The organism is Archangium violaceum, from assembly GCF_016859125.1.
In the GTDB taxonomy this organism is placed as follows: Bacteria; Myxococcota; Myxococcia; order Myxococcales; family Myxococcaceae; genus Archangium; species Archangium violaceum_A.
In genome coordinates this window covers 5,699,857-5,724,852 of the sequence record NZ_CP069338.1, presented here as the reverse complement: position 1 = coordinate 5,724,852, position 24,996 = coordinate 5,699,857, and the positions used below count along the sequence as shown (strand labels likewise).

Here is a 24,996-nt window from a genome sequence, read left to right as displayed (position 1 = left end):
CGTGGGTGTCGTTCAACATCCCGCGCGCGCCGCGCGGCGATGGGCACGGCGCGTCAGCGCGGACCAGGCTCCACGAACGGCTCCGCTGCTCTACACTGGTGCGCCACACGAACGAACGAAAGGACTCGGGGATGAGCGTGGGAGAGCGGCGAGGCCGGATCCGGCAGGCGCTGTGGCGAAGCGCGAGAGCCAACGGAATCGTCGCGCTCCTCTTCTCCCTCGGAGCGGGGGCGGTCCAAGCGCCGTCCAACACGCAGCTGGCTGGGGCCGAACTGAATCGCCGGGTCGAGAAGCTGCTGCGACGGATGACGCTCGAGGAAAAGGCCGGCCAGCTCGCTCAATATTCACCCGGCACGCCCACCGGTCCAGGCACCGGCCGCGACGACTACGAGACGCTGGTGCGCACCGGAGCCGTGGGCTCGCTGTTCAACGTGGTCGGAGCCCGGGAAACCAATCACTATCAACGCATCGCGATGGAGCAGAGCCGCCTCAAGATACCCCTGCTCTTTGGCTTCGATGTGATCCACGGCCACCGCACCATCTTCCCGACCCCCCTGGCCATGGCGTCGAGCTTCGATCCCGCCCTGGTGGAGCAGGCCATGCGCATGGCCGGAGCGGAAGCCTCCTCGGAGGGCATCCGCTGGGTGTTCTCCCCCATGGTCGATATCGCGCGTGACGCCCGCTGGGGCCGTATCATCGAGGGCTCGGGAGAGGACCCCTACCTGGGGGCCGCCATGGCACGGGCCTACGTCCGGGGCTATCAGGGCAGGTCGCTGGCGGACCCCACCTCGGTGGCGGCCTCGGTGAAGCACTTCGCCGCCTACGGCGCGGCGGAAGCGGGCCGGGACTACAACACGGTCGACATGTCCGAGCTGACGCTTCGGCAGGTGTATCTGCCGCCCTTCCAGGCCGCCGTCGAGGAGGGCGCGGCCACGATGATGAGCGCCTTCAATTCGCTCAATGGGGTGCCAGCCACGGCCAATCCCCAGCTCCTGACCGGCATCCTGAGAAAGGAGTGGGGCTTCAACGGTTTCGTGGTCAGTGATTGGACCGCGATCCAGGAGTTGGTGAACCATGGCATCGCATTGGACGGGGCAACGGCCGTTCGCAAGGCGCTGACGGCCGGCGTCGAGATGGACATGGAGAGCCATCTCTATGGGCCCGGGATTCCACAGCTGGTGCGCTCCGGCAAGCTGAGCCAGGCGGTGGTGGACGAGGCCGTGCGCCGCGTGCTGCGCGTCAAGTTCGCGCTGGGGCTCTTCGAGCATCCGTATGCGGACGAGAAGGCCGCGGCCTATTCGGCGACCGCGGAGAAGCGCGAGCTGGCCCGGCGCGTGGCGGAAGAATCCATCGTCCTGCTGAAGAACGAGGGAGGGGTGCTGCCGCTCTCCTCCTCGGGGCAGAAGATCGCGCTCATCGGTCCGCTGGCGGACTCGGCGGCCGACATGCTGGGAGCCTGGAGCGGCAAGGGTGACCCCAGGGACGTCGTCACCCTGCGCGCCGCGCTGGAGCGCCGATTGGAGGGCAAGGCCCAACTGCTCTACGCGAAGGGAACCGGCATCCTCTCGCATGACCCTTCCGGCCTCCAGCAGGCCGTGAAGGCAGCGGAGGCCTCCGACGTGGTGATCGCCGCGCTGGGCGAGGACGCGAGCCTGATGAGTGGCGAAGCCGCCTCACGTACCCGACTCGGTCTGCCCGGAGAGCAGGAGCAGTTGCTCCAGGCCCTGGCCGCCACCGGCAAGCCGGTCGTCCTGGTCCTGTTCAATGGCCATCCCCTGCTCCTCGAAAACGCCCAAGCGCACGCCAGGGCCATCGTGGAGGCCTGGCATCCCGGGCTCGAGGCCGGTAACGCGGTGGCCAACCTGCTGTTTGGCGACGTGAACTTCAGCGCCCGGCTGCCGGTCAGCCTGCCCCGCGGCGTCGGGCAGCTGCCGCTCTACTACAGCCATCTCAGCACCGGGCGTCCGGCGGGGACCGCCGACCTGACGCGCCTTCCCACGAGCACGGGAGAGAAGTACGTCTCCCGCTATATCGACGAGCAGAACAGCCCGCTCTACCCCTTCGGCTACGGCCTCTCCTACACCACCTTCGACTTCTCGCCGCCGGTGCTGAGCGTCCCCGTGCTGAAGGCCGCCACGGTCAAGAAGCGGGGCCAGGGCGTGATGCGCGTGAAGTCCCAGGTTCGCAACACGGGCAAGGTGCGGGGAACGGTGGTGGCGCAGCTCTATCTCCGGATCCGAGGTGCCAGCACCGCACAACCCGTGCGTCGGCTCGTGGGCTTCCAGCGTCTCACGTTGACGCCCGGCGAGTCCCGTGACGTGGAGTTCGAATTGGGGTTCCAGGAGCTGTCGTTCCTCGATGCCAGCGCGGCGCGCGTGGTGGAACCCGGAACCCAATACGATCTCTGGGTGGGCGATAGCTCCGAGGCCACACAACACGCCCGCTTCGTGATGGAATAGCGCGTATCCCAATCAGACTCGGCGCGCTCCGCGACCTCGTGACTCCCCTCCGGCCCGCCACAGATGCCAACCAATCAACACTCCCAGTATGACTGGGTTTCACTGGTTGACATACAAATCGCTGAATTCCATGGTCTCTCGGCCTTTCGCCCCGCTCGGGCACGATGGTCGTGCCCCCGGGAGCGACAACCCGATGAGGCCCCCGTCATGCATAGTTCCCGGAGAGCAGCCCACCCCCGAGTCTCCATTCTCTTCGCGCTGACCACCGCGCTCCTGGCATTCAGCCCGGAGGCCAGCGCCGCCGCCCCCGTCTCCACCGCGATGCGCGAAGTCCTGCTCGTCGGCAACAACTGGGACGGGACCGCCGACGTCATCGACGTGCGGAGCCACCAGCGCCTGCGCCGCATCAACGTGGTCCCGGACCGGAGCGAGCGGATGAAGGAAATCCTGCTCGACCCGGCGCGCCTGACGTACTTCCTGCTCATCCGCGAGCAGGTGGGCGAGGGTCATGATCAGCTCGTGGACGACCTGTTCGCCTCGAACGACGGGCAAGTCATCTATGTCTCGCGGCCCAGCTTCGCGGACGTCGTCGCCATCGAGCTGAGCACCGGCAACATCCGCTGGCGGACGCGGGTCTCCGGTCAGCGCGCCGACCACATGGCCATCTCTCCGGATGGCACCCGGCTCGCCGTCTCGGCCTCGACGGCGAAGCGCGTGGACATCATCGATACCGCCACGGGAAACATCGTCGGGAACTTCCCCTCGGGGGACATGCCGCACGAGAACAACTACTCCCGCGATGGCAGCAAGATCTTCCATGCCAGCATTGGCGTCGTCTACACGCCGTTCGATACCCCGGAGCTGGACGGCACCAAGGGTGAGCGGATCTTCCAGATCGTCGATGCGCGCACGCTCCAGGTCCTCCGGAAGATGAACATGCGCGAGAAGCTCGCCGAGCTCGGAATGCCCGAGATGAGCCCGGCGGTCCGGCCGATGGCGCTGTCCCCCGACGAGCGGTTCCTCTACTTCCAGGTGTCGTTCTTCCACGGCTTCGTGGAGTACGACCTGCAGGAGGATCGCGTGACACGGATTGCCCACCTGCCGGTCCCCCCGGAGACCCAACAGCTGCGCCGCGACGAGTACATCCTCGACTCCGCCCATCACGGACTCGCGATGAGCGGCGATGGGACGAAGCTCTGCGTGGCGGGCACGATGTCCAACTACGCGGCGATCGTCTCCCGCGAGACGTTCCGCTACCGCGTCCACCCGCTCGGCGCGCGGACCTACTGGGCAGCGACCAGCACCGACGGACGCTACTGTTATGTCTCGGTGGCCGGCGACGACACCGTGTCGGTCATCTCCTACGAGACCGAGGAGGAGGTGGCCCGCATCCCCGTCGGCGATCACCCGCAGCGTGCGCGCACCGCGAAGCTCGCGGAGTCGCTCTTCCAGTGACGCTCAGGATGGCGGTGTGAGGCTCGTGACCGACGGCTGAACACCGGGCCACGGCGGAGGTGTACCCGCCGTGGGCCCACCCCGATTCGGAGGCTCTCCCTAATTGCCCGGATCCATCCCCAGGGTGCCGGGCGTCTCGTTGCGCAGCAACACGCCCAGGGAGTTCGAGCCCAGGTCCACTCCGCACAACAGATCCTGCCGGGAGTTGAAGCAGGGCAGCTCCGAGTGGGTCCGGTTGAGCGCGTAGAAGCAGCGGGCGCCATTCACATCCCACGCCGCCTCGAACATCCACTCCTCGGTGTCCTGCTGGATGCCAAGCGGATCATAGAGGTTGATGCGGTTGCCCGCGACCGTGAAGGACCTGCCACTGCCGCAGTAGTCAGCGCGCACCAGCCGCGTACACGCCTGGTGGTACGGCTCGAGCGGCGTGCCGTTGTAGCTGGCCCAGGGCCGATAGCCGAACAACGTGCACTTGGCGATGGCACCGCCCAGGCAGGCGAAGGTGAAGCGCTCGGGATCACTGTACTTCGAGCCACCGCCGGGCACGTCCTGCAGGTAGTTCCACACGCCCTGCACGGGAATGGCTTGCACGACGGTGCCCGCGGCGTCGCGGCAGGCCGGCTTCCAGGTGTAGTCTTTCGCGTCGAAGTACTGCACGCTGTAGAGCTTGAGATCCGCGTTGGGCGCCGGCGCCGCGTTCATCCCGGTGATGCGCATGCGCACGGTGCCACCGTCGCCCAGGTTGCCCTGGAATTCCACGCCGATGAAGTCCGTGTCCCGGATGATGCGGCCATCCTCCTGGCCATCATAGCCATAGAAGGTGGTGCCCTGGAGCCACACGGTATCCAGCTCGTGGTTGCCCTTGCGCGAGGGATTGAAGTTCACACTGACGACGAAGTTGGACAGGTCGTTGCCGTTGAGATTGCCGCCATTGAGGTTGCCACCATTGAGATTGCCGCCGTTCTCCGCCAGGAGCGGATTGGCGATGATGGCCAGCTCCGCTTCTGAATCGTTTTCGGCCTCGATGGGACCAGCGCAGGCACTCAGCAACAGGGCTCCAAGGAGCCCGGGGAAGGTCGAGTTGGAACGCATGCCACTCCTATGGGGGGAGCGGGATCTTCACCTGTCCGGCACGAGGGAATCCATCCAGGGACTCAACGACTCGCGGGACGTCTGCGAATGGACGCTGGGACTGTCTACTGGGCGTCAGACCGTAAAGGAGGAACCGTCGCGCACAAGCGCAGGCCCACGCTGAGGTCCCGGAAGTTGGGCTCGGGGGACTCGCGGTTGGTCACCCGGGCGGTGCTGGACGCGTAGTAGTAGCTCCCCCCGCGCGCCACGGGACGGCCAGGCGTCAGGACGGAGTCGACCCACTCCCAGACGTTACCGGACATGTCATCCACCCCGAAGGGACTGCGCGACCCGGGATGCCGGCCCACTTCGTCTGGACCGAAGTTGGCGCCCACCTTCCCGTACGTCTCATCGAAGTTGGCCTGATGGGGCAGGAGCACATCGCCTTGAGGGAACTCCCGCTCATCGGCGCCTCGGGCGGCGCGCTCCCATTCCAGCTCGGTGCACAACCGAGCACCGGGAACCCGGCCCGTACTCGCCAGCCAGGCGGCGTAGGCCTGGGCATCCGCGTAGTCGATGGCGCCCACGGGCATGCGCCGCCAATCCTGTTCCACATCGCGGGGACGCGAGGTGTAGCGGATGGGCTCGCCCTCGCGCGCCTCGTAGGCCACCACGTTGGGCATGATGCGCAGGCTCCACCGGCCCTCCGGCGAACGCTTCAGCGTCACCTCGGCGTTCACCGAGGTCGCCGAGGCCCCATGGGGAACATGTCGGGCGAACTGCTCGGGGGGCAGCGTCTCCAACCACTCCAGGTATTCACCGTAGGTCACCTCGGTGCGGGAGATGAGGTAGGGGCCCGTCTCCAGGGTGTGCAGCGGCGCGGTGTTGAAGAAGCGGCGGATGCTCTCCTCCGCGGCGGTCCCGAAAAGGAAGGAGCCACCCGGCACGTAGACGAACCCCTGGGGAACACGGCCCTCCTCGGGCAACTCCAACTCCAGGGTGCGCTCCGTCCCCGGTTCGGCGCGCAGGGGATAGCGCACCGTGACATGGCCGGGAGCACTCACTTCCAACAGCCAGGAGCCGCGCTCCAGGGAAAGTCCGTCCAGCGGAGTCCGGCCCTGGGGCAACGCCGTGGTGGGGACGCGCTGCTCGTCCACGAGCTCGTACCGGGCCAGGGTCACCGTGGCCCGCGCGGGCCGGGTGCGCAGGTTCAGACGCATGGGCGCGTTCCAGCGCGCCATCCGGGCTCCCGAGGTGTCGTAGAGGCGCAGACGCTGCAGCAGCTCGTCCCGGTCTCCAGGGCGGAAAGCACGCTCGGCGAGCATCGCGCGCTCCGAGAGCACTTCGGTGAAGGCCTCGCGCACCTCTTCCCGGTCTGGCGCCAGCACCAGGGCCTTCTCCATCGTGTCACTGGCGTGGAGATAGGCCCGCTCCGTGTCGCGCGACAGCCGCAGCGCCTCGGACCAGCGCGCCGAGGCGTCCTCCAGCCTGCCCGCGTCGAAGAGGGCGAACGACTCCGCCCGGGTGCGCTCCAGCAGGCGCTGCCGCTCGCGGGCCTGCTCCAACAGGGGAAGGGCCTCGGCCATCCGCGCGCGCACCTGACGCTCCAGGGTGTACCAGGCGTTCACCCGCAGCCCCGCGTACACGAGCGCCAGCGAGGCGACGAATCCCACGACCAGGGCGCGCGTGCGCAGCTTGCCGCGGCGCAGGGCCCCGCGCGAGGCGTCCAGGAAGGCCTTCTCGCGGGCGGACAGGGCCTCTTGGGAAAGGGAGTGGAGCTCGGCCAGGTGCCGGGCGCCCCACAATGCCTCTCGCGGACGGCCCAGCCGCTCCCACTCGGAGGCGGCCTGCTCGAGCCGGGCGTGGAGCTGGCGCGCCTCGTGGGCCTCGGCCAGCCATTGGGCGAGCGTGGGCCAGCCGGTGAGCAGCGCCTCGTGCGCGATGTCGAAGGAGGAGCCCTCCTCGGAGCGGCGGGCCACCACCAGACGCGCGCGGATGAGTGCTTCCAACGCGGCGGGCGCGGCCGGCTCCTGGCTCAGCAGCTCGGCCTCGGAGCGGCGGGCTCGGGTCTTGTCCACCGTGACGAGCCGCATGAGCAACCGCCGGGCCGCCACCTGCTGGTCCGGCAGCAACTGGGCGATGACGCCGTCCGCGTAGCGGGCGAGCGCCCCATGGACCCCGCCCAGGGCCTCCAGCGCCGAGGCGGGAATGAGGCCCTGGGACCGCTCCCTCGCCTCCCACAGCTCCGCCAGGGTGAACTGGAGCAGCGGCAGCCCCCCCTCGGTGCGCAGGGTGGAGTCCACCAGCATGCCGATGAGGGCCTCGGACTCGAAGCGCGCGCCCTTGAGCCGGGCGGGACCCGTCACCACCTCACGCACCTCGGCACGGCCCAGGGGGCGAAGCAGATAGAGAGCCCGCGAGAGGACTTCGCCCAGGCCGGGCAGCACGCCGAGCCGGGTGAGGAAGTCACTGCGGACCGTGGCGAGCAGGCGCACCCCAGCCAACCCGGAGGCGAGCTGCGCGAGCAGCTCCGCCATGAGCATCGCCTCCCCCGGCTCACTGAGCGTCACCAGCTCCTCCAGCTGGTCCACGTGCAGCAACACGCCCCGACGGGTGCGCTCTCCCAGGGAGGCACGCAGGGCACGCACCAGCGCGGTGGGCTCCTCGCGGGCGAGCCGCTCGATGCGCGCCTCCTCGAGCGGAAGATGCGGGGCGAGCGCGGAGGCCAGCATGGCCACGGGGCGGCGTCCGGGCACCATCCGCGCCGAACGCCAGGTGTAGCCATCCTCCAGCGCGCCCTCGATCACGAGCGGAACGACCCCCGCGAGACACAGGGAGGACTTGCCCACGCCGGAGTCTCCGGTGACGAGCACGAAGGCACTGGCACGCAACCGCTCCACGACGGCGCGCACCTCCCGCTGGCGCCCGAAGAAGAGCGCCCGGTGCTCCTCATGGAAGGCATTCAGGCCGCGGTAGGGGTTGCCCTCGGGCACACGCAGGACGATGTCACCGGAGCGCACGTCCTCCAGCGCCTCCAACAGCGCATCCGCGGAAGCGAAGCGCTCGAGCGGATCACGGCGCAGACAGCGATCCACCACCGCGGCCAGACGCGCGTCCACGTCCGGGCGGGCCAGCAGCAGGGGGCGCGCATCCTGTTGCTGGACGGTCCGGGCCAGCTCCCGGGGAGGAACATGGCGGAAGGGGCCATGACCGGCGGCGAGCTCGTAGAGCACCGCGCCCAGGGAAAAGAGGTCCGAGCGGGTCGAGGCCGGTTCTCGCGCCCAGGCCTCGGGGGACATGAAGTAGGGCGTGCCCACGAGCGAGCCATGGGAGAGCGAGGGCAGCTCGATCCGTGCGGAGGGCAGCACCTCTTCTGGAGGACCCTCCCGCGGGTTCTCGGACGCGGAGGGCAGAAGCACGGGCCCGTCGAGGATCTTCGCCAGGCCAAAATCCAGCAGCTTCACCGTGCCGGACTCCTCGAGGATGGCGTTGCCGGGCTTGATGTCACGGTGGAGGACGTTGCGACGATGGGCGGCGGCGAGCCCTCGCGCCAGCCCCACGCCGATCTCCAGGACGCGCTGCCACGGTTGGGGCCGGGGCAACCGATCCAGACTCGTGCCACGGATGTACTCGGAGACGAGGTAGGGGTGTCCCTCGAATTGACCGGCACGGTAGAGGGTGGCGACGTTGGGGTGCTGGATGCGGGCGGCGGCGCGCGCCTCGATGAGGAAGCGCGGCAGGGCCTCCGCGTCGAGCGCCGGAATGAACTTCACCGCGACCGTGCGCTCCAGCAGCGTGTCATGGGCGAGGTAGACGCGCCCGGTCCGCCCTCGACCCAGGGGGCGCAGGATCCGGTACTCATCGACCTCGGAGGGGGGGTGCCAGTCGCGGGGACCTGGGCCCGGGGGATGAAGCGGGGACTCGTTCACCGGGAGGGCGGCTTGCTTCCCGTCTTCTTCAGGAGCGCCTGGATCTGATCCGCGACCGTATCGGGCAGGACGGGCTTGGTGAGGAAGGCATCACAACCGACCGCCCGGGCCTTCTCCGACGACGAGGCAAACACGTGGCCGGTGAGCGCCATCACGGGGATGTCGCGGGTCGTCTCGTCCGTCTTGAGCTGCCACGTGGCGTCCCAGCCACTGAGCACGGGCAGTGAGAGGTCCATCAGGATGACGTCGGGATGGGACTCCCGAGCGAGCTCGACCGCTTCCTGTCCATCGCGGGCGGTCTGGACCTCGTAGCCCAGGAACTCGAGGAACTCGGCATACATTTCCCGAGCATCATCGTAGTCATCCACCACGAGGACCTTGCGTCCCTCCGGATGGAAAACGTCCGCGGTGGCTTCCACCTCGTGGGACGGGGGCGATTTGTAACCTGCGTCCATCATACCTGAGGGGAAGGAGAGCAGTCTCATCCTCGCAGAAATCCTGAAGATTGGACAGCTCCAGTAATCCGGAGGGAGGAACCCTCCTGGTGGTTTGGACCCTGGGTCATCCCATTGGCGGACAGACAGTGAAATCCCCCTGTTGAAGGCCACCGTCCCATTCCAGCTCCCGCTGCCGTACACACCGCTTCCGAGGACACCTTCCGAGGACACCTTCCGAGCCGTCCGACGAGCCGTTGCCGCCACACCGAGGTCAGGCGCACTGACATGTCAGTGACGTGTCGATCTCACCCACCAACACGTCATGTCGTCACGGCGAAGGCCGAGCGCACAGCGGCCAGCACCGAGCGACTCGCGTGGCTCATGTTGGCACCGGGCTTGCTGTTTGGATGGCAGGCACACACAAGGACTCACCTTCGCCAGATCCAACCCGAGCTCCCCGCTTCAACCCTGGCATGAAGGTTGGGTTTTGACGGCCGAGTCCAGTGGATGTCTTGCATTATCAATCAGTAAGAAAGCCCTATTCACACAGGAGCAATCGCCATGACCCCCAGCATGAATGACAAGAATGACAAGTCCGCGTCCGTCCCTGGAACCGGGGGGACACAGCAGGAGGCGATGACCCCTACGGCCAGCATGACGGAGCAGTTGGTGGCGACCGCGATGCCCACGGACCCGACGCTTCACGACGGCATCAAGGACCCGCCCGTGGTCAACGGAACCGGCTTCGAGTCTGGCCTGGCCTAGAGCGGCGAGCCGAGGCTCCTTCGCAACTGCAGGAGCCGAGGCTTCCATGCACGCTCGAAGTGAGGGCTGCTCGCCAGGGCCTGGGTGAGATCTTCCTGGGCCTGATGCCGCCACGTGAGCGGGTCCACGCCCCGGGACGTCTCCGCACGCAGCAGGAGCAGGCTGGCGCGGAGGAGACGGGCATCCGGCCAGCCAGGACGGGCCGCGACCAGCGCTTCCGCCTGTGCGAGCCCCTGCGCCAGGGGGACCTCCACGTCCTGGCCTGTCCTGGCCCGCCAGGAGGCCCACTCGCGGCAGAACTGGCCATGGGCGAGCCGGTAATCATGGGAAGCCGGCGCCAACTCGAGCGCCTTCTGGAAGTGTCTTGCCGCCTGCTCGAAATCCTCATCGCGGCCCTGGCCCCGCCGGGCCTTCCACCGAGCCCGAATGGACTGGCTCTCTCCCAGGTAGCGTGAGGCCTGAGCGAACCGGGGGTTGAGCTCGTACGCCTTGCGCAGGGCCTCCTCCGCCCGGGCGAGGCTCTGGCTCGGGTCCCTCCCCTGCTCCAGCTCGAAAGCGGCTTGCAGCGCATGGGCCGCTCCGAGGTTGGCCCAGGGCTGGGGGAAGCCCTCGAGCCGCTTCAGGGCATCGTGCACGGTGCTCACGGCCGCGCGGAGGCTCGCCTCCGGCGACTCGCCCCGCGCCTGCTCGTACCGGGCCTGCTGGAGCCACACCTCACTGAGGTTGTGCCGGGAAATCCCCCGCTCGGGGGCAGCGGTGATGGCCACGCCGAAGCTCTCCCGGGCCCGCGCCAGGAGGGCGGAGGGATCCTCGCCGCGATCCCAGCTCTCGCGCGCCAACTCCAGCAGGGTGAAACCCGCCTGGTCGTGGAAGCGGGGCATCGCGTGATTGATGGCGATCCCGCGCTGGTACTGCTCGAGGGCGAGGTTCCAGTCGGGCCGGGCATCTTCCCCGCGGGCACGGTGCCGCTGGGCTTCCAGCTCGTGCACCTGCGCCGCGAAGTAGTAGGTGTCGATGTGGCGGGGATTGAGCGCCTGCGCCCGGGCGAGCGCGGCGCGGGCCTGCTTCAGGTCCCCCTCCGGGTCCTTCCCGGCGCCGTGGGAGTGCTCGGCGCGCGTGAGGTACAGGATGCCCAGGTTGAGCCAGGCCCCCAGCATGCGCTCATCGCCACGGACCGCTTCCTCGTACGCGGCGATCCCTTCGCTCAGGCGGGGCACCGGATCCGTGCCCACCCGGGCCTCGTACTGGGCCCAGGTCCCGAGAATCAGTCCACGCTGGAAGTGGAACCCGGCATCCTGTTCGCTCGCCCCGAGGTGTCGAAGGTGCGCGGAGGCCTCCCGGAGTTGCTCGAGGGGATCGCGGCCCTGCCGCTCACGAGCGCGGCCCCACTGCCAGAGACACCGCACCAGTTCCATCCGGAAGATGGGTGACCGGGGCGAGAGGTCGACGGCCTTCCGCGCGGCCACGAGCGCTTGCTGGAGGGGCTCGTCCGCGGGGCTGCCCTGATCCACGCGGTACTCCGCGAGGCGGCGGTACAGGCGGGCCTCCAGGAACCAGGACTCGGGTCGGCCCGGTGCGATCCGTCGCGCGCGGGCCACCGCCTCGAGCCCCCGCTCGAAGGGGGGAAGGACCTGACCCTGGCCATAGATTTCCATCATCAGCTCGGAGTACTCGAGCTCCGCCTGGGCCAGGGCAATGGCGAGCACGCTGCGCCCGGTGTCGGCCGCGTCCGCATAGGCCCGGCGGCCCTCGGCGAAGGCGGCCCTGGCGCCCTCCGGGTCGCCCGTGTCCCAGAGCGCGCTGGCGCGGGCGCGCAGGATGTCTCCCCTGAGCTGGGCCGCTTCGTAGAACCAGGGGGGTGGCGCCCCCATCCCGTCCAGGAGGGCCAGGGCATCCTGGAGCCGCTCCTCGTAGAAGGCGATGCGCGCCTCCACGTACGCGGGGGGGGCTTCCCGGGACTCCTGGCTCTGACGAAGGTAGTCGAGCACCGGGGCCCGGTACTGACGCCGGAGGGAGTCCAGGCGGGCCTTGCGCTCCTCGGGGTCGCGGATGCGCCCGGCCTCCAGGAGCGCGTCCTGGTACAGGTGACCCAGGGCCAGGGCCAGGGCCCAGGCGACGCGCGGCTCACGGAAGCCAAGTCGCCAGGCGGCTTCCAGGTGCGTGCGCGCCGTGGCGTCATCCCCGAGCGCCAGGGCGCCGCGCCCCAGCGCGTAGTGGCCCGGCCCCGCGACCAGCGCGCCCGCCTGCTCGATCTCCCGCTCCAACGCCGCCATGGACTCCTGGAGCAACGCGTGGTCGCGCGCGGTGTCGTGCAGCCGGGAGAGCCCCGAGTAGCGGGCCAGCGCCTCGATGCGCTCCACCTTCTCGGTGAAGCGGCGCGTCAGCTGCTCACGCCGCGAGGCCTGCTGGCGCGTGTGGACCGCCCACCCGAGCGACAGCGTGACGGCCAGCAGCGCGGCGGCGGCCACGGCCACGAGGCGCCGGTGCTTGTGCGCCTTCTTGCGCAGCCAGTACCCCCAGCCGGTGGCACGAGCCTGGACCGGCTCGCCCGCCAGCCATCGATCCAGGTCCTCGACGAGCGCGCGTGCCGAGTCGTACCGGGCCGAGCGGTCCTTCTCCAGGCACTTGAGGACGATGGCCTCCAGGTCCGCGGGGAAGTCCGGATTGAACGAGCGCGGAGGGCGCGGCTCCACGGTGGGGATGTTGCTGAGCACCTCCAGCCCGTTTTCGCCGGGGATGGCATGAGCGCCCGTCAGCAGGAAGTAGAGCGTGGCGCCCAGGCTGTAGACGTCGGCGCGGCGGTCCAGGCGCGTCACCTCTCCGCGGGCCTGCTCGGGCGCCATGTAGTGGGGAGTGCCCAGTGCCGTGCCCGTGGCCGTGGCGCCCTGCTCCCTCCATTCGCGGGCCAGCCCGAAGTCCATGACATAGGGCTTGAGGCGGCCGTCCTCGGTGCGCTCCACGAGGATGTTGGAGGGCTTCAGGTCTCGGTGGATGAGACCGGCGCGGTGGGCGGCATGCACCCCCTCGGCGGCGTCCCTCAGCAGCAGCACCTTCTGCTCGAGGGTGAGCTCGTCGGCGAGCTGGCCCAGGAGGACGCCCGGGATGTACTGCATGGCGATGAAGGGGCGGCCTTGTACCTCCCCCACCTCGTACACCTGGCAGACGTGCTCGTGCTCGATACGGGCCTGGGCGCGAGCCTCGGCCAGCAGGCGGCGGACGAGCTCCGTGTCATCGCCCCGCACGAACTTGAGGGCCACATTGCGACGCAGGCGGGGATCATAGGCGAGGAAGACCTGGCCCATGCCCCCCTGGCCGAGGAGGCGCCCCCCCTGGTAGCGCTCCCAGCCGGGTACCGGAAACGGCGCATCGTCCGGCGAGCCGCCGTCACGGGCGGAGTTCGGCACCAGGGTCATCCCCTCATCGAGCAAGCGGACGCCCGTCCGTGTCCCGGCATGTACGGCTTGCTGTATGGCGAGCTGCGTCTGCTCGGAGATGATGCCCTCCTCGTGGAGCAGCTCCAGGGGAGTGCGCGCGAGGCCACGGGCCCGTTCGCACAGGGACTCCACCTCCTCCTGGGAGATGAAGCCCTTGTCCACGGCGATGCGCAGTTCCGCCTCGTGCTCCTCAGTCATGAAAATCACTCCAGGGGATGCCTCGACGAGGGGGCGCGGACGGCATCGGCACAGCCCTTGGGCGGAGGCGAGCTACGCCCAAGGCGAGGGGAATGATGCAGTCAATCGTGGACTTGATGCAATCGGATCACCCGTTGGCCCCGTGGAAAGCGCCGTTCAGGGAACCTTGACCGGGGCGATGCGCGCCACCCAGAGGAAGAACGGCGGCTGCGAGGAGGATGTGCCAGAGATGGCGGCCACCTGGCTCTGGTCCGGCGAGACGACCATGCCCAACCAATGCCCGCCCTCGGGCTCCGACGGAGGCGCGGGGAAGAGGTGCCAGCTGCGCGAGTCCCCGCCACTCGCGGAGGAGAAGTAATCTCCTCCCAGGGAGACATAGCGGCCGCCACCCAGCACCGGTCCACCGGGCCCACGGGCGAACTCGGCGCTCACCTCCTTCGGGGAGAGCACGCGGGCACCGGCACGCCAACGGCCCTCGCTGAACATCACGAGCGCCTCGCCCAGGGTGCTTCCCAGGAGGAGTAGATCGGCCCGAGGCGCGACGCACGACCCGCTGGCGCAGATGGCACCACAGCCACCGGGGACGTATTCCAGGAAGCGCTCCGACAGTGATTCCGGCATGGGCTCGAGCGTGCCCCAGCGGTTCTTCCCGGTGTCGAAGCAGCGCAGCTGGCCGGAGTCATCCTGCTGCTGCGCGCAGAGCTCGCGTCCCCGCCAGAAGAGGCCGGGGCCGTTCGGAGCCAGCGATGGGAATCGCAGCAGCTTGCCGATGCGGCGGGGCGCCAGCGCGCGCAGCGGTTGGCTCTTCTGGCGGCCCTCCTCCACGGTGCGTTCCACCTCCCGGATGGAGGCGGCCAGGTCGGGCCATTTCTCCAACGCGCCAGGGTCCGGCAATCGCCTCGTACTCCGCCAGTCACCCGCGGCCACGTGCTCGCGCACGGAATGGACGAGCGCCAGGGTCCTGAGGCGGGAAGAGGACGCATCCGTGGGCAGAAACAACGACACCAGGAATTCGAGGCTCCGCGCCTCCTCCACCTGTCCACGCGCCGGAGCCGACAGTCGTCGCATCAGCTCCTGCTCCAGGGACGGCCCCACGGACACGCCCCCCTCGGGCTTCGGCTTCAGCTCGAGCGCGGGAGCACGCCCGACCCTCACCCGGAGGGTGTGCTCCCGGCACTCCAGTTCCAGGGCCGGTGGCGTCGACTCGCCGTCGGTTCTCGACCGTTCGAAGCCCAGCCACACCTGGCCCTCGGCGCCACGCACCGTCACGCTCTGGCTCACCGTGTCCCGAGCACAGGAGCCACCATGGTCGATGCTGGTGGACAGCAGAACCTCCGCGCCGGACGAGGGACCACACCGCAGGGGGAGACGTTCCTGCCGCTCGGACTCCTCGGAAGCGCCCTCCCAGTCGCCCACGGCGGGAATGCGGACGACAGCGCTGGAAGAAGGAACACCCGCGTCTTCGGCGAACACGGGAAGAGAGAGCAGAAGGCCCGGAAGGAGGAGGTGGGGTCGCATGCGCGTGGCCCAATGTATCGGGCCGATTCCAACCGGAGTAGTCTTCCCCGGACCCCCACGGGCCCACGAAGGCTCCCGGAGAAGAACATGGAATCCTCCCCTCGGCACCTGGGAGAGCGCGCTCATGGACAGATGCCCGAGCAGCTTCCATTGGAGCTGCGGGGTGGCGCGTGGAGGAACCTGGACCGGACGTTCCTCGGCATTCTGGCCGCGGTGCTGCTGCTCTTCTCTTCCGGCGCGGCGCTCATCCTCACTTCCGAGTCTCCCCAGGTGCCCGAGTTGGAGTTGTCCCAATTGGATGATCGCTACATCCGGGTGCTCATCCCGGCCGGGCCTGAAGCTTCCAAGCCGCGGAACTCTGGCACGCGCCAGGCCGCCAGTGCGAAGGCGCCGAAGGCACCGCTTGTCTACCGCGGGTACAGCAGGCGCGAGTCACTGATGCCCTTCGGCGCCGGGGTGCCTGACCTCTGGCACGACAGGATGTGGAGAAGGCAGTATCGCAGGGAGCAGCTGAAAGCTCTCATGTCTGGCTCCTGGAGCAAGGACGACAGAAGCGTCGGCCAGGTGAAATGGGCTCCCACGGAGGAACTCGCGGTCTCCGGTCGCATCAGCTTCTCCATCACCGAGGTAAAGAGCGCGGAGGTGGACCGTGAGGTGCTCGCCCGCTACATCAAGAACCGCCTCCGGTCCATCCAGAGCTGCTACGAGAAGGAGCTCAGGCGCAACCCCAACCTCGAGGGCAAGGTGCTGGTGCGCTTCAGCTTCAGGCCCACCGGGCGGATGGGGGAGATCGAAATCGAGAAGAACACCCTGGGCAATGACGCGGTGGCCAGCTGCACCCGGACGGTCCTGCGCGGTTGGATATTCCCCTTCAAGCCAGGGGATGACGTGTCAGTGGCCCTCACGTTCTCGTTCGAGGTGTAGACCCCAATTCCGTCCACTTCGATGTGCCTCGCGTACACCAATCCCAGACCACCTACCGAACCGACAGCGGCACCTATGTCCTGCTGGCCGTGACCAACTGAGGTATACGAGGTCCCACGTACCTCCCATGATTGATTACAACCCCAAGGACTGGTTCACCTTCATCTTCCGGGTCCACCGAGCGGACACCGTCCGGAAGCTGCTCCCGATGATCGTCGCCATCTGCATGTACTCGGGGCTGGTGGCCTGGCTGGAAGCCGATGTCTGGAGGCTGCCCGACGACAGCCGCGTCAAGAACATCTCCATGCTGCACAGCCTGCTGGGGTTCGTCATCTCGCTGCTCCTCGCATTCCGCTCCAACAGCGCGTACGACCGCTGGTGGGAAGGGCGGAAGCTCTGGGGCTCGCTGGTCAACAACAGCCGGAACCTCGCCCTGAAGATGAACGCCCTGCTGCCCGAGGAGGACAAGGAGAGCCGGCAGCTCTACCGGGCCATGATTCCCAACTACGCCTTCGCGTTGAAGAATCACCTCCGCGGCCAGTTCAAGGCCGAGGAGTTCGTGGCGGCGGGCGGACTGGAAGCCCGGCACCTGAACCCGAACCAGCACGTGCCCAACCAGCTCGCCTCGGTCCTCCTGAGGAAGGCCTACACGCTGCAGAAGCAGGGCGTGCTGACCGGAGAGCAGCTGCTGTCGGTGAACGCGGAGTTGCAGTCGTTCACCGACATCTGCGGGGCCTGCGAGCGCATCCTCAAGACCCCCATCCCCTTCTCCTACTCGGTGTTCCTGAAGAAGTTCATCTTCTTCTATGTGATGACGCTGCCCTTCGGTCTGGCCTTCAGCCTGGGCTACTACGTCATCCTGGCGGTGGCCTTCGTCTTCTACGTGCTCGCCTCCATGGAGCTCATCGCGGAGGAGATCGAGAACCCCTTCGGCATCGATGCCAACGACCTGCCCATCGATGGCATCAGCCAGAACATCCGGAAGCACGTCGAGGAAATCCTCTGAGTCGGACGTCCGTCGTCATCGCAGGAGTCACTTTCGTCATCGTCTCCGCGGGAGCGGGGCTGATGGCTGAAGAGCCACCCAAGCCCTCCGCATGGCGCCAGCGTGCAGGTGGGGGAGGACGAGCTCACTGTCGGATACTGGCCCAGGAATGAGCGCCGAGCTCTGCTGCACCTTCCCAAAGATGAAGCGCTCAACGAAGTGAAGTAGGACGAAGACCCCGCCAGGGAGCGAACCGTGGCCGCGAAAGCCTCCGAAGAAGCGGGACACCTCGATCACGGGCATCGCCATCGCCGACCTGGAATCGATGCTCGAGTGGCTTGCCAGCGACCGGGCTTCGGTGAGGTTTCGCGATTTGAAAGACATTGACGCGAGACGCTCCGCCTTCGCGGAGGCCATGCGCCCCACCGCCAACCCGGGCATGCGGCCCACCTGGAGCTCAGGATTCCGCCTGCTGTGTGATACCCGCGCCGGAACCCGCCTCTCGAGCGCTGTTCTCCACACAGGCGCTCACCCCCCTCCAGGTCCCTTCTCGTACTCCGAGTGGCAATAGGGGGGCTTCCTGGGGTGCTTTTCGCGGAAAAGTACAGGATGATCGTCGGTAGACCCACACTCTTTTCACCCCAAGGAGCGTCCATGAGAACACCGCTCGCCTTGATCTCGCTGCTCGCACTGACGGCCACGGCATGTCCCAGTACCATCGAGCCGCCGGATCCAGGCACGCCGGCTCCAGGCACGCCGGACCCCTACGAACTGGAACCCGTACCACCGGGCCAGGGGTTCCAGCTCGTCACCCGGGAGACCGAGGTCCCCCAGGGCGTCGAGCAGCAGGACTGCTACTTCTTCAAGGCGGGTGACATCGCCGCGGCCAATGGTCTGCCGAATCAGCCCATCAACCTGCACCGCATCCAGATCTCCCAGCGTGAAGGCTCGCACCACATGAACATCTACCGGGTGCGCACCATCGTGGAGCTGGACCCGGCCAATGGCGAATTCCAGCCCGCCTCCAACGGCTCCGGTCCCTGCTTCAACAGCGCCAACTGGGCCGACTGGCCCCTGCTGGCCAATACCCAGCAGGATGGGACCATCGACTGGACGTATCCGGAGGGGGTGGCCAATGTCATCCAGCCGGATGAATGGCTGATGTTGCAGTCGCACTTCGTCAACGCCTCCACCCAGAAGACGCCGCAGAACTACGGCAAGGTGTGGGTGAACTTCTGGGTCATCCCGACCGAGCAGGTGAAGTACGAGCTGGGGACCATCTTCGCCACCAAGCAGTCCATCCGGGTCTGCACGAAGAACCCCACGCCCGTTTTCGACGGCAGCTGCCATATCAACAACCAGACCCCCGTGCAGGTCATCGGGGCCAATGGCCACTTCCACAGCCGGGGCAAGGAGTTCCGCATCTACTCCTGGGATGGCTCGAGCATCGTGCGGCCTCCGGAGAGCCAGCGCTTCTACACCTCGGAGACGTGGGATGATCCGCCCATGACGCGCTCGCCCGAGCTGGACCTCACGCTGCCTCCTGGCAGTGGCATCTGGTACACGTGCACCTACGAGTGGACGCCTCCGCCCGTGGGCTGCCAGGCCCTGGACGAGTTCGATCGCACGAACTACTCGACCCCCGAAAGGCTGCTCGACTGCTGCTACACCTTCGGACCGCAGGTGGATCAGAACGAGCACTGCAATGCCTTCATCTATTACTACCCGAAGCAGGACGACGTGAACTGCTTCTGACAAGGCTGTCATGCAAGTGCATCCCATGAGATATGTTCCCGTCGTGTTGCTGTCGCTCTGTCTGGCCATGGGCTGTGGCCCGGAGGGCGGCGGCACCCCCCAGGACTCGGGCACCCTCGAGGACGCGGGTACGGGCCAGGACGCGGGCACGACGACTCCGGATTCGGGCGCGGAGACCCCGGACTCGGGCACGACGACTCCCGACTCGGGTACGGAGACTCCTGATGCGGGTACGGAGAACCCGGACTCGGGCACGACGACCCCGGACGCGGGTACGGAGACTCCGGACGCGGGTACGACGACTCCGGACGCGGGTACGACGACCCCGGACGCGGGCACGATCCCCACGTCGTGCGGCATCCCCTACCTGGGAGATCCCAATGGAGCGCCCGACTTCACGATCACTGCGCTCGGGCCCGACTGGATGACGTCGCCGTCGATTCCGCTCACGCAGGGGAGCATCGTCTCGCTCGTCGAACCGCCCCAGGGCGGGCGCGTGTCATTCATCGGGGTGCGCGATGTGATCAACATGGATCCCTGTGGTGTGACACTGATGGGCGTGGTGGAGAATCCCATCACCGGCAAGCTCATGTTCGACTCGCGAACCGTCAACCTGGAGCGGAGCCCGGACGGCAAGGGGTCGAGCACCGACGAGGATTACTCCACGTTCTCCAACGTACCGCTGTGTCCCAACAACTGGTCCAGCATGGACCTCTACGACCAGAACTACGAGCTCGCCGTCATCCTCCAGGATAGTCGAGGCAAGGGCCTCCAGAAGACCCTTACCATCCGCCCCGCCTGCAACGTGCCCGGCGAGGAGCGTCAATGCCTGTGTATGTGCAAGCAGGGCTACAAGTTGGGACAGCCCTGCCCGTAGCGTGGTGACGAAAGGTCCACCGCGCCTCGGGGGCTCTCACCTGAGGCGCGGCCGTCCCTCCGCACGCCGCCAACCCCGGCGCATCAGGATCAACAGGAGCAGCGGGGCCATCCCCACGCTCCCGGCCGCGGCACCACACCCCTCCGACTTCGGAGGGGCTTCCCCATCGGGCGTTCCGGCGTCCGGTTGCGCTGGCGAGAGGGGTGCGCCGAGCTGCTCGGCGAGCTGGGGCCAGAGCGAAGAGCACCGCTCCCTCACGGGCGTGCCCGCCGGGCACTCGTGGACGCCCTGGACTTCACGGAGGCTGAAGAGCGGCTCCCACGAGGTGCCCTCGTCGGCGCTGCGCGCCAGGGCCCATTCGTGCACCCAGGTGGAGCCACAGGCGTAGAGGACGTCACCCATGCGCGTCACGCACGCATTGCCCGTGGGCAGGGGCAGCTCGAGGAAGGACTCACCCTCACGCCCTCGAAAGAAGTGGTTGTAGGTCGCCACCCAGGCGGTCCGGCCATCGGCCGAGACGTCCATGTTGACGAGCGGGTCCTCCTGCTCCAGCACGGACGTGAGCGTGCGCCCGCCATCATCACTGCGCAGCACGGTGTAGAGGATGTTGCCGGCCGTGCCCCGCGAGGACACGCGCACCCACAGCACGTCCGGATTGGCCGGGCTCACCGACAGCAGCTTCAAGTCATACGCGCCCTGGAGCCACCAGGGGAACGCTTGAGGCAGGTCCTCCCACGTCTCGCCTTCATCGTCGCTGCGGAAGAGGTACATCTCATAACCCTTCCAGCCGCTGAGATAGAGGCGCTTCGGGTCGGACGGAGCCACGCGCACGGCGGAGAAGACGGCTTCTCGACTCAGAGGGGTGGGCTTCCACGTCTCCCCACCATCCTCCGAGCGGTACAGGAGATTGGTCACCGCGGGCCTTCCCGTGGCCGCATAGAGGAGGGTGTCGTTCGTGGGGTGCTCGGCGAGGGCGGAGACCCAGGCGTCCTGGAACGCCGTGGACAAGGCCCATGAGCACCCCCCATCGCGTGAGCGCAACAGGGCCTTACCGGTGGCCGCGAGGATGTCTCCACCCGAGAGCCACGCGTAGCCCTCGGGTTGCCAACTGCCGTACCCCATGGCCTCCGCGCACACCCAGCGCCAGGAGCCGCCGCCGTCGCGGGAGATGAGCGCGCCCCGGGTGAAGCTCATCAACTGGTCTTCCGGGTGCCCCCGGCGAGCGGTGTAGCTCTGGGTCTCCATCAAGCCACCGTGCGCATGCACGGAGGCCGCGGACAGCACGCCCAGGCAGGTGAGGAGTCTCCAGGAGGCCATGGGGTGGACGAGTCTATTCGAGGACAGCGCCCTGTTGGATCCACCGCTCCAGCGAGTCGATCTCCTCCTGGGGAAGAGGTGTACTGCGCTGGGGCATGCGTTCTCCACAGGCGTTCGGAGCGCACGGCAGGCCCGTGAAGTCACCCGTCACCTTTCGCAGCAGGAAGCTTCCCGAGGGATTTCCCGGATCCACCAGCGGCAACGAGGGCTCTCGGACGCTCTTCGCCTTCAAGCGCTCCAGGAGGGCGGCGGCGTCCCCCGAGCCGGTGGTGAGTTGCACGTAGCCCGCCGGCTGCGCGGTGCCGTGACAGCTCGAACCGAAACCGCACGACCCCTGGAAGAGGGGAACCACGTCACCGCTGAAGGTGGGACGCTCCTCTGGTTCCGGTTCCGGGTCAGGCTCCCCTCCCCCGCCACACCCCCATACCAGCAGCAATCCACCCAGGACGAACACCCAGCGCCGCGGTCGCTTCTTCTCGGGCAACAGTGAGGTCACCGCATCTCGTTCCGTGTCATCGAGCCACATGCGCCCCAACCTACCAGTCCAGCCGCAGCGAAAGGACGGGCATGATAGGTGCCCCGCATCCGGAGGTGTTCCGCCATGTCGCTCCAGAAGGTCAATCTCGCCGAGAAGTTCGCTCTTTTTTCCGATCACTGGAACCCGCGTGTCGTCGGAGAGTTGAACGGTCAGCAGGTGAAGCTGGTGAAGCTCAAGGGCCCGTTCGATTGGCACCACCACGACCACGAGGACGAGTTATTCCTCGTGGTGCGGGGCAGCTTCCGGATGGAGCTCCGCGACGGGGCGATCGACATCCGGGAGGGCGAGTTCATCGTGGTACCTCGTGGAGTGGAGCACCGGCCCGTGGCCGATGAGGAAGTGCAGGTGTTGCTCTTCGAGCCGGCCTCCACCCTCAACACGGGCAACGTGCGGACGGAGCGCACGAGGGACGCCCTGGAGCGACTCTGAACCAGAGGAAAGCACACAGGAGTTCACCATGAGCCATCAGAACATTCTCGTACTGGGCGCGAGCGGCACGATCGGACGAAGGGTCGCCGCTCGACTGCATGCTCGCGGTCACTCGGTGAGGGCCGCCTCACGCAGCGGAGACGTGCGATTCGACTGGGCCGATCCCGACTCATGGAAGGGCGCCGTGGGCAACGCCTCGCGGATGTACCTCATGGCTCCCGATGGAGTCTCCGTCGAGCCCTCCTTCGTGGAGCTCGCCGTGTCCAGCGGTGTCCGCCGCATCGTGCTCCTATCGAGCAAGAGTATCGAGGTCATGAAGGACGAACGCCTCATGGCGGCGGAACGAACCGTTCGCGCTTCGGGCGCGGACTGGACGATCGTACGCCCGGACTGGTTCAACCAGAACTTCGACGAGGGATTCTTCCGTGAGGAGATCCTCGCGGGCGAGGTCAGGCTTCCCGTGGGCGATCTACGCCAGGCGTTCAACGACGCGGATGACATCGCCGCCGTCATCGCGGTGGCACTGACGGAGGATGGCCATGTCGGGAACACCTATGAGTTGAGCGGACCGCGAGCGCTGAGCTTCGAGGAAGCCGTCGACATCATCGGGCGAGCGTCGGGTCGACGGCTCCGATTCGTCGGGACCGCCGATGCGTACATCGCCGCCCTGGTCGAACGAGGCCTGCCCGAGAAGGATGCGAAGGCCGCGGTCGACGCCTTCGCCGCACTCCGTGAGCAGGGCGACGTCGAGCCGAACGACATCGTACGACGGGTGACCGGGCGCGAGCCGAAGCCGTTCGAGACCTACGCGGCCGAGGCGGCAGCGCGGGGAGCCTGGAAGAACTGAAGAGAAGAGCCAATGCTCACGGGACTTGCCGCACCGACTGGTCCCGCCTGCCAAGGCGGGACTGCCATACGAGCGCGAGTCATGTACGGCGAAGCTTCGCGGCTGATACGTTCGGGCGCGTGAAGACCTTTCCTTCTGCCCTGCCCGAGCCCGACATCACCCCGCTGCGTGGAGGGCCCGTGCTGCGGTGGGGGGTGCTCGCACCCGGGCGTATCGCGGGGGAGTTCGTCCGGACACTCCACCACAACACCGACCAGCGCGTGCACGCCGTGGCCTCTCGCGATCCCGAGCGTGCGCGGAGCTTCGCGGCGGCGTACGCCATCCCGCGCGCCTACGGCTCCTATACGCAGCTCGTCGAGGATCCCAGCATCGACATCGTCTACGTGGCGTCGCCGCACAGCGAGCACAAGCGGCAGGCCCTTCTCGCCATCGCCGCGGGCAAGCACGTGCTGGTGGAGAAACCCATGGCGCTCAACGCCGCCGAGGCGCGAGAGATCGCCGACGCCGCTCGCGCCGCGGGGGTGTTCGCCATGGAAGCGATGTGGACCCGCTTCCTCCCGCAGACGGTCCTCATCGACCGGCTGCTGCGGGACGGCGTACTCGGAGACATCCGTCTCGTCACCGCGGACTTCGGGGTCCGTTTCGACTTCGACCCCGAGGGGCGCATCTTCAACCCCGCGCTCGGAGGCGGTGCCCTGCTGGACCTCGCGGTCTATCCCATCTGGTTCGCGCACTTCGTGCTCGGCACGCCCACGCGGGTGCTCGCGACGGGTGAGCTCGCCAGGACGGGGGTCGATGGACAGACCGCCCTCGTACTGACCAACGCCATGGGCGCGCAGGCGCTCGTGCATACGACGCTCTTCGCCCACACGCCCAACGAGGCGGCCATCAGCGGAGCGCTCGCACGCATCCAGGTGGAGACGCGGTTCATCGCCCCCGGCGGCTTCACGCTGATCTCCCACACGTCGGATGCGCGGCTGCGCTGGGCCGACCCTTCCGCCCTGCGCGGGGGCGAGGGCCTTGCCTACCAGGCGACAGCGGCCGCCCAGCACATCGCGGACGGCCTCGAGGAGTCGCCGCTGCATCCGCTCGAGCGCACCATCGCGGTGCTCGAGACGATCGACGCGGCGCGACGCCAGGTCGGCGGCGCGCCGTGAGCCCGGGGCGAGGAGCTCAGGAGTCCGCCATCTTCAGGCCTTCGATGGTGTGCGCCTGCTCGATGTCCTCCAGCTGATCGACCACACGGTAGGTCAGGTGCCGGATCACCTGCTCGGGCAGCGTCTCGAAGTACCCCCGGCTGATCTGCAGGTCGTGCCGCTCCGCGTTGCGGGCATCCGGCGCGTCAACGCCGAGGACGAGGGTCGGCCGGGACTTGTCCGAGTGATTGGCCGTGCCCCGGTGGATGGTGAGGGCGGAGCGCGCCGAGATGTCACCCATCTTCGGCATCCGGCGCTGGGCGCGCTCCAGATACCGGGGATAGAACGACTTGGGAGGGAACATCCCGTTCTCGAACTCGGGCGAGTCGTCCCACTGCGTACCGGGCGCGAACTCGAAGGGGCCCATGTCCTCGGTGACATCCACGGTGGTGAGATTGAACGCCAGGGAGTTCAGGCGCCGGCCCTTCAGCGTCTCCTCCGGAATGGGGAAGTCACGGTGCCAGGGCTGGTTCTGGGCGCCAGGGAACGGAATGTCGAAGCCGAGCTCCACGACCTTGTACTCGGGGCCAAGGATCGCCTCGCATACCGCCACCACCCATGGGTGCGTGACGAGGTCGACGAAGCCCCGGAGCCGCTCCGGATGGATCTCGACGTAGTAGCGATTGGGGCCGCGCCCGAGCGCCCCGCCCGGCCGCTTGTTCGCCTCCTGGAACAAGGTCTCGATGTCCTCGCCCAGCCGCTGCACCCAGCCGCGATCGAAGGCGCCCTTCAGGCCAATGACGCCGTCCCCATAGATGCCGCTCATGATGGACGCGATGTCATACTGTGACCGCGGGATAGCCAAGGTCCTCGGCATTCCCACCGACGTCTGAAGTTCCTGTCCGTTGTATCCCATACCCAC

Annotated in this window: 18 protein-coding genes; 10 read left to right on the top strand and 8 right to left on the bottom strand. The window is 67.8% G+C overall.

Going from position 1 to position 24,996, the window contains the following annotated elements; genetic code table 11:
* Window positions 1-131: 131 nt before the first annotated feature.
* Window positions 132-2,459, top strand: coding sequence for a beta-glucosidase BglX (bglX, locus tag JQX13_RS24530; protein WP_203411339.1), 2,328 nt, complete (start codon window positions 132-134; stop codon window positions 2,457-2,459).
* A 207-nt stretch (window positions 2,460-2,666) separates the two neighbouring features.
* Window positions 2,667-3,914, top strand: a complete 1,248-nt coding sequence (locus JQX13_RS24525; RefSeq protein WP_239015117.1) for a YncE family protein — start codon at window positions 2,667-2,669, stop codon at window positions 3,912-3,914.
* 99 nt (window positions 3,915-4,013) lie between these two features.
* On the opposite strand, the gene JQX13_RS24520 is transcribed toward JQX13_RS24525, so the two are convergent.
* The 3 genes from JQX13_RS24520 to JQX13_RS24510 form a co-directional block, all read right to left on the bottom strand.
* A complete protein-coding gene (locus JQX13_RS24520; protein WP_203411338.1) occupies window positions 4,014-5,006 on the bottom strand; it encodes an ADYC domain-containing protein in 993 nt (330 codons plus the stop codon).
* Window positions 5,007-5,110: 104 nt separating this feature from the next.
* Window positions 5,111-8,914, bottom strand: a complete 3,804-nt coding sequence (locus JQX13_RS24515; protein ID WP_203411337.1) for a protein kinase domain-containing protein — start codon at window positions 8,912-8,914, stop codon at window positions 5,111-5,113.
* Window positions 8,911-9,399, bottom strand: a complete 489-nt coding sequence (locus tag JQX13_RS24510) for a response regulator (protein WP_239015115.1) — start codon at window positions 9,397-9,399, stop codon at window positions 8,911-8,913. Before JQX13_RS24510 ends, JQX13_RS24515 begins: the two co-directional genes overlap by 4 nt.
* 513 nt (window positions 9,400-9,912) lie before the next feature.
* Here JQX13_RS24510 and JQX13_RS24505 point away from each other — a divergent pair.
* Window positions 9,913-10,116 carry a hypothetical protein gene (locus JQX13_RS24505; protein WP_203411336.1) on the top strand — a complete coding sequence of 68 codons (204 nt, stop codon included), beginning with the start codon at window positions 9,913-9,915 and terminating at the stop codon, window positions 10,114-10,116.
* On the opposite strand, the gene JQX13_RS24500 is transcribed toward JQX13_RS24505, so the two are convergent.
* Together JQX13_RS24500 and JQX13_RS24495 are read right to left on the bottom strand one after the other, a co-directional pair.
* Window positions 10,113-13,748 carry a serine/threonine-protein kinase gene (locus tag JQX13_RS24500; RefSeq protein ID WP_203411335.1) on the bottom strand — a complete coding sequence of 1,212 codons (3,636 nt, stop codon included), beginning with the start codon at window positions 13,746-13,748 and terminating at the stop codon, window positions 10,113-10,115. The two genes, JQX13_RS24505 and JQX13_RS24500, sit on opposite strands and share 4 nt — an antisense overlap.
* A gap of 156 nt (window positions 13,749-13,904) precedes the next feature.
* Complete coding sequence (locus JQX13_RS24495) at window positions 13,905-15,266, bottom strand: hypothetical protein (protein WP_203411334.1); 1,362 nt, start codon at window positions 15,264-15,266, stop codon at window positions 13,905-13,907.
* Window positions 15,267-15,353: 87 nt separating this feature from the next.
* Here JQX13_RS24495 and JQX13_RS54410 point away from each other — a divergent pair, with 87 nt between their 5' ends.
* From JQX13_RS54410 to JQX13_RS24475, 4 genes are all read left to right on the top strand, one after another.
* Window positions 15,354-16,190, top strand: coding sequence for an AgmX/PglI C-terminal domain-containing protein (locus tag JQX13_RS54410; protein WP_239015113.1), 837 nt, complete (start codon window positions 15,354-15,356; stop codon window positions 16,188-16,190).
* A 127-nt stretch (window positions 16,191-16,317) separates the two neighbouring features.
* Window positions 16,318-17,196 carry a bestrophin family protein gene (locus JQX13_RS24485; RefSeq protein WP_203411333.1) on the top strand — a complete coding sequence of 293 codons (879 nt, stop codon included), beginning with the start codon at window positions 16,318-16,320 and terminating at the stop codon, window positions 17,194-17,196.
* A gap of 633 nt (window positions 17,197-17,829) precedes the next feature.
* A complete protein-coding gene (locus JQX13_RS24480) occupies window positions 17,830-18,930 on the top strand; it encodes a hypothetical protein (RefSeq protein ID WP_239015111.1) in 1,101 nt (366 codons plus the stop codon).
* A 25-nt stretch (window positions 18,931-18,955) separates the two neighbouring features.
* A complete protein-coding gene (locus JQX13_RS24475) occupies window positions 18,956-19,807 on the top strand; it encodes a hypothetical protein (RefSeq protein ID WP_203411332.1) in 852 nt (283 codons plus the stop codon).
* A 36-nt stretch (window positions 19,808-19,843) separates the two neighbouring features.
* On the opposite strand, the gene JQX13_RS24470 is transcribed toward JQX13_RS24475, so the two are convergent.
* Together JQX13_RS24470 and JQX13_RS24465 are read right to left on the bottom strand one after the other, a co-directional pair.
* The gene (locus JQX13_RS24470; protein ID WP_203411331.1) at window positions 19,844-21,124 is read right to left on the bottom strand and encodes a WD40/YVTN/BNR-like repeat-containing protein; all 1,281 of its coding nucleotides are present in this window, start codon (window positions 21,122-21,124) and stop codon (window positions 19,844-19,846) included.
* 13 nt (window positions 21,125-21,137) lie between these two features.
* Window positions 21,138-21,620, bottom strand: a complete 483-nt coding sequence (locus JQX13_RS24465; protein WP_203411330.1) for a hypothetical protein — start codon at window positions 21,618-21,620, stop codon at window positions 21,138-21,140.
* A 105-nt stretch (window positions 21,621-21,725) separates the two neighbouring features.
* Here JQX13_RS24465 and JQX13_RS24460 point away from each other — a divergent pair, with 105 nt between their 5' ends.
* The 3 genes from JQX13_RS24460 to JQX13_RS24450 all read left to right on the top strand — a co-directional run bounded on the left by JQX13_RS24460 (window position 21,726) and on the right by JQX13_RS24450 (window position 24,095).
* On the top strand, window positions 21,726-22,091 hold the full coding sequence (locus JQX13_RS24460; protein ID WP_203411329.1) for a cupin domain-containing protein: 366 nt from the start codon (window positions 21,726-21,728) through the stop codon (window positions 22,089-22,091).
* A 28-nt stretch (window positions 22,092-22,119) separates the two neighbouring features.
* Window positions 22,120-22,938, top strand: coding sequence for an NAD(P)H-binding protein (locus JQX13_RS24455; protein ID WP_203411328.1), 819 nt, complete (start codon window positions 22,120-22,122; stop codon window positions 22,936-22,938).
* A 119-nt stretch (window positions 22,939-23,057) separates the two neighbouring features.
* Window positions 23,058-24,095 carry a Gfo/Idh/MocA family protein gene (locus JQX13_RS24450; protein ID WP_203411327.1) on the top strand — a complete coding sequence of 346 codons (1,038 nt, stop codon included), beginning with the start codon at window positions 23,058-23,060 and terminating at the stop codon, window positions 24,093-24,095.
* A gap of 16 nt (window positions 24,096-24,111) precedes the next feature.
* On the opposite strand, the gene JQX13_RS24445 is transcribed toward JQX13_RS24450, so the two are convergent.
* On the bottom strand, window positions 24,112-24,900 hold the full coding sequence (locus JQX13_RS24445) for a phytanoyl-CoA dioxygenase family protein (RefSeq protein ID WP_239015105.1): 789 nt from the start codon (window positions 24,898-24,900) through the stop codon (window positions 24,112-24,114).
* Between the last annotated feature and the right edge of the window lie 96 nt (window positions 24,901-24,996).

Excerpts from the sequence above, each read along its gene's own strand:
- JQX13_RS24495 (WP_203411334.1), bottom strand. The coding sequence starts at position 15,266 with ATGCGACCCCACCTCCTCCTTCCGGGCCTTCTGCTCTCTCTTCCCGTG.
- JQX13_RS24470 (WP_203411331.1), bottom strand. The coding sequence starts at position 21,124 with ATGGCCTCCTGGAGACTCCTCACCTGCCTGGGCGTGCTGTCCGCGGCC.
- JQX13_RS24480 (WP_239015111.1), top strand. The coding sequence starts at position 17,830 with ATGAGAACACCGCTCGCCTTGATCTCGCTGCTCGCACTGACGGCCACG.
- JQX13_RS24485 (WP_203411333.1), top strand. The coding sequence starts at position 16,318 with ATGATTGATTACAACCCCAAGGACTGGTTCACCTTCATCTTCCGGGTC.
- JQX13_RS24525 (WP_239015117.1), top strand. The coding sequence starts at position 2,667 with ATGCATAGTTCCCGGAGAGCAGCCCACCCCCGAGTCTCCATTCTCTTC.
- JQX13_RS24505 (WP_203411336.1), top strand. The coding sequence starts at position 9,913 with ATGACCCCCAGCATGAATGACAAGAATGACAAGTCCGCGTCCGTCCCT.
- JQX13_RS24510 (WP_239015115.1), bottom strand. The coding sequence starts at position 9,399 with ATGAGACTGCTCTCCTTCCCCTCAGGTATGATGGACGCAGGTTACAAA.
- JQX13_RS24445 (WP_239015105.1), bottom strand. The coding sequence starts at position 24,900 with ATGAGCGGCATCTATGGGGACGGCGTCATTGGCCTGAAGGGCGCCTTC.
- JQX13_RS54410 (WP_239015113.1), top strand. The coding sequence starts at position 15,354 with ATGGAATCCTCCCCTCGGCACCTGGGAGAGCGCGCTCATGGACAGATG.
- JQX13_RS24455 (WP_203411328.1), top strand. The coding sequence starts at position 22,120 with ATGAGCCATCAGAACATTCTCGTACTGGGCGCGAGCGGCACGATCGGA.
- JQX13_RS24460 (WP_203411329.1), top strand. The coding sequence starts at position 21,726 with ATGTCGCTCCAGAAGGTCAATCTCGCCGAGAAGTTCGCTCTTTTTTCC.
- JQX13_RS24475 (WP_203411332.1), top strand. The coding sequence starts at position 18,956 with ATGAGATATGTTCCCGTCGTGTTGCTGTCGCTCTGTCTGGCCATGGGC.
- JQX13_RS24500 (WP_203411335.1), bottom strand. The coding sequence starts at position 13,748 with ATGACTGAGGAGCACGAGGCGGAACTGCGCATCGCCGTGGACAAGGGC.
- JQX13_RS24520 (WP_203411338.1), bottom strand. The coding sequence starts at position 5,006 with ATGCGTTCCAACTCGACCTTCCCCGGGCTCCTTGGAGCCCTGTTGCTG.
- bglX (WP_203411339.1), top strand. The coding sequence starts at position 132 with ATGAGCGTGGGAGAGCGGCGAGGCCGGATCCGGCAGGCGCTGTGGCGA.